Origin of the sequence: Mesorhizobium sp. M7A.F.Ca.US.006.04.2.1 (assembly GCF_004022915.1) — a bacterium.
GTDB classification, from domain to species: domain Bacteria; phylum Pseudomonadota; class Alphaproteobacteria; order Rhizobiales; family Rhizobiaceae; genus Mesorhizobium; species Mesorhizobium ciceri.
On sequence record NZ_RZQA01000618.1, the window covers coordinates 1 to 3,912 of the forward strand.

3 protein-coding genes are annotated in these 3,912 nt (G+C 62.0%); 2 read left to right on the top strand and 1 reads right to left on the bottom strand.

Annotated features, from left to right (window positions below):
- Positions 1-36: 36 nt before the first annotated feature.
- Complete coding sequence (locus tag EN925_RS26535; RefSeq protein WP_127368965.1) at positions 37-2,178, top strand: EAL domain-containing protein; 2,142 nt, start codon at positions 37-39, stop codon at positions 2,176-2,178.
- Positions 2,179-2,189: 11 nt separating this feature from the next.
- Here EN925_RS26535 and EN925_RS26540 read toward each other — a convergent pair whose 3' ends face one another.
- Positions 2,190-3,080 carry a fatty acid desaturase family protein gene (locus EN925_RS26540; protein ID WP_127368966.1) on the bottom strand — a complete coding sequence of 297 codons (891 nt, stop codon included), beginning with the start codon at positions 3,078-3,080 and terminating at the stop codon, positions 2,190-2,192.
- Between the two features lie 112 nt (positions 3,081-3,192).
- On the opposite strand from EN925_RS26540, the gene EN925_RS26545 reads away from it, so the two are divergent.
- Positions 3,193-3,912: LysR family transcriptional regulator (locus EN925_RS26545; protein ID WP_128337043.1), on the top strand; the 720-nt coding region annotated here is incomplete at its 3' end.

Sequence of the window (3,912 nt, forward strand, 5' to 3'; positions counted from 1 at the left end):
CAGTAGCTTGTTCGATCACGGTCCGCAGGCGCGCTCATGCCCGTCGCTGATGCCAAGGATGGTTCGGCCGTCCCGAAACGGGAGGCCGAAGGCATGGACCGCTCCCGCCACATGGAAGACGAACTGCGGGAGCAGAACCAACGCTTTTCGGCTGCGGTCGAGAACATGTCGCACGGCCTGTGCATGTTCGACGCCGACGAGCGGATGATCATCTGCAACGGCAACTACCTACACATCTTTTGCCTCGACGCCAGGGTGATAAGGCCCGGCATCCGGTTCCTCGACATTCTGCGCCACAGCGTCGATATCGGCGTCGCCTCGCAAACCGCCGACGAACTCTACGCCATCCGCAAGCCCTATATCGATCAGGCAAAGCCCTCGACCTACGAAGAAACACTGTCGGACGGCCGCATCGTCAGCATCTCGCACCGCCCTCTGGCTCTGGGCGGCTGGGTTTCGATCTATGAAGACATCACCGAGCAGCGCCGCGCGCAAGAGGATCTCAAGGAGCAGCACCGCCGCTTCGACGCAGCGCTCGCCAACATGTCGCAAGGCTTGCTGATGTATGACGCCGACGGCAAGATGATCGTGCGCAACCGGCGTTTTCTGGAGCTCTACAAGGTCACCCCGGCGGACTTTCCGCTTGGAACGACGCACCGCGACGCGCTCGAACGATTGCTGGAACTCGGCATCTATACGAAGATCGATGTCGACAGCGAAGTCGCCAAGACCGAAGCCTGTCTGGCGGCGGCAAAAATGCATTCGGCCTATCGGCATCTTACCGACGGCAGGACGGTTTTGGTCACACGTCGGCCGATGGATGGCGGCGGCTGGGTGGTGACCTTCGACGACGTCACCGAACGTCGCCGCACCGAAGAGCGCATGACCCATCTTGCGCATCACGACACGCTGACGGGATTGCCCAACCGCTCGATGTTTCGCGAACGGCTCGACCTTGCGCTGGAGGACACGGCGGCCACGCCGCTGGCGATCTTCTCGCTCGATCTCGATCGCTTCAAGGCAGTCAACGACACCTGGGGACATCCGGCCGGCGACTGGCTGCTGAAGAGCGTGGCCGAGCGGCTGCAGCGCTGCCTGCATAATGAAAACGACGTCGTTGCCCGCTTCGGCGGCGACGAGTTCGTCATCATCCAGGTCAATTTCAAGGGCATTGCCAGTGCTGAAAAACTCGCGAAGCGCATCGTCGAGACAATCGGAAAACCGTTCCGTGACAAGAGCCGCGAGATGCATATCGGCATCAGCCTGGGCATCGCGGTTTTCCCCGACGACGGCGGAGATGCCGACACGCTGCTGAGGAACGCCGATACAGCGCTTTACCGGGCGAAGAGCGAAGGCCGCAATCTGTATCGGTTCTTCGAACCCGGAATGGACGCAATGGTACAGGCACGGCGTGCGTTGGAGGTCGACCTCGGGACCGCACTGTCGCGCCAGGAATTCGACCTCGATTTCCAACCCATCATGAACATCGCCTCCGGCGAGATCGTCGGCGCGGAAGCCTTGATGCGCTGGCATTCCCCAGAACGTGGCATGGTGGCGCCGGACAGCTTCATTCCGGTCGCCGAAGAAACCGGATTGATCGTGCCGCTTGGAGAATGGGCGCTGAGGAAAGCCTGCACGGCGGCGGCACGCTGGCCCGCCGGCCTGCGCGTGGCGGTCAATGTCTCGGCCGTGCAACTTAAAAGCGGCAGCTTCGCCCGCAGCGTCATCTCGGCGCTGGCTTTCTCCGGCGTGCCAGCCGGTCGGTTGGAACTGGAGATCACCGAAACCGTGCTGATGGACGAAAGCGAGGTGGTGCTAAGGACGCTGCGGCAGTTGCGCGAACTCGGCATCCGCATCGCGCTGGACGATTTCGGCACCGGCTATTCGTCGCTCGGCTACCTCAGGCGTTTTCCTGTCGACAAGATCAAGATCGACCGTTCGTTCATCCACGACCTCGGCAATCGCGACACCGCGGCGATCGTTCGCACCGTCATCGGGCTGGGTGCCGAGCTTGGCATCACTGTCACCGCCGAGGGGGTCGAGACCGAGGTGCAACTCGACATCCTGCGCAGCAATGGCTGCACCGAGGCGCAGGGCTTTCTGATCGGCGCGCCGTCAAAGGCGGCCGAGATCCAGCGCCTGTTGAGATCCCGAGCGCCGCACAGCCAGACCGGCTAGGCCGGCCATCGTCAATGCAGCGTCTCGATGTACTTTTCGTGGAAGCTGACATACCCGGGCTCGACCACCTTGAGATGCCGCTCGATCAGCGCATGAAACCGCGGCAGTTGATGAAACGGCACGCCGGGATAGGCATGATGCTCGGCATGGAACGGCATGTTCCACGCCAGCTTGCGGACCAGCCAGTTGGTCAATGTGGTCCTGGTGTTCTCCAGCATGTTGGCGACGAACGGACAACGACCGTGCTCGGCCAAGAGATAGAGGCGCAGAAACGGCTGCCCCAACAGAGCGGGCAAAATCCAGACATAGACAAGCACCGAGAGCCGGAAATAGACGGCCAGCAGAAGGAGCACGGCATAAAAGGCAATCATGGCGCGTGCCTCGATGCGCACCTTGTCATAGCCCTTTGGCGGAACGTAGCTTTCGCGACCACGATCCGCGGCGTTGGCATAAAGCGTCTTGATGTGGCCCCACCATAACGGGATGCCGGATATGTGGACGAGGTATTGCCGCCATGTCTCCGGCTTGGGGAACGCCAGTTCCGGGTCATTGTCGGGATCTTGCGTGTATCGATGGTGGGCAAAGTGGAAGTAGCGGAACCAGTCCGCCGGCAGCACGATCGCCAGGCTGCACACCCGCGCCACGACATCGTTCAGCCGCTGCGCCTCAAAGGCCGTGCGATGAACCGTCTCGTGCAGCAGCGTGAACAGGAACACGATGAGGAGACCTTGCGGCAGCATCAGCAGCGGCCAGAACGGCACTTTGGCGGCGATCAGCGATCCGAGGATCACGATCGCACCCCAATGAGCGGCAAGCTGAACGAGGCCCGCGGCATCAGACTTGGCGGTCAGCCGGTTGCGCTCCTCCTGCGTCAACGATGAAATTACGTCTCGATGATCCACGGGCTTCGATCCAGGCTGGGATTTGATAGAATCCACTGTAGCGCATGAAAAACCTTTCCAAAAATGACGATTTCTGCGATTTAGATAAGCTGAACTTATCTATTCGGTGATCATGGCCGTACTTCCCTCTCTCAAAGGACTTCAGGCTTTCGAGGCTGCGGCCCGTACAGGCAGCTTTGCGGGGGCGGCGGAAGAGCTTTCTGTATCCGCCGCCGCCGTCAGCCAGCTCATCCGCACCGTCGAGGAGCAGATGGACCGCAAGCTGTTCCATCGCGTCAACCGGCGCGCCGTCCTCACCGAGGCCGGCGTCGAGATGCTGCCCAGGCTGACCATGGCCTTCCAGGAGATCGGCAGCGTCGCGCGCCAGCTGGGCGGCGATGCGTTCCGCCCGCGCCTCGTGGTGTCGGTGCCGCCATCCATGGCCATGGGTTGGCTTTCGCAGCGTCTCACTGGTTTTGTCTCAAGCCATGGCGCCGTCGACATATCGCTCAGAGGCGAGGATGACCCGGTGCCGTTCGACCGTGAGTTGATCGACATCAGGCTCACTTATGGGCCGCATTATCGCGAGCACCCGACCGAGGATATCGTCCAGGACGCGGTCTATCCCGTGTGTGCACCCGGGCTGGCCGACACGATCAAACCCGAAGGCCTCGCCAGCCTGCCGCTTATCCATACCGGCTGGGGACCGACCGGTGCGTCCTTTCCGTCGTGGCACAACTGGTTCGAGGCGGCCGGCATCGAACCCGGCCGGGCAGCGCAGCGCGGGCTCTCGGCCAACTCGTCGCGCGCGGCACTCGACCTTGCCATTTCGGGATTGGGCGTGGCGCTGGCG